1 protein-coding gene is annotated in these 285 nt (G+C 45.6%); it reads left to right on the forward strand.

Annotated features, from left to right (window positions below; all coding sequences use genetic code 11):
• The coding region (locus tag ACFIK0_RS09730) for a serine-rich glycoprotein adhesin (RefSeq protein WP_375663967.1) at window positions 1-285 on the forward strand (285 nt) is incomplete at both ends.

Genomic DNA, 285 nt, shown 5'->3' on the forward strand with positions numbered 1-285 from the left:
TATAAGACTCACAAAGGTTGGATGAGTTCACTTAGTCGGTGGATGCAATTACTCTTCCTGGATAAGGACCGTCAGATCACTAGTACCCAGGTTGAAGTTGACCAAGATGCCTTAAAACGTGAAGCTGAAGATACTGCTGGTTCTTACATTAAGGGCTTAGCAGCGATGACAGCTTTACTTGGAGCGGGGGCGGCTGGTGCTGGGACACCAGTAAATGCAATGGCCGACGCTCAAAACCAGGTCAAAATTGATAATCAAAACAACGGTAGTTTATTATTAGGCTCC

The organism is Bartonella sp. CL63NXGY (assembly GCF_042194905.1).
Lineage (GTDB): Bacteria > Pseudomonadota > Alphaproteobacteria > Rhizobiales > Rhizobiaceae > Bartonella.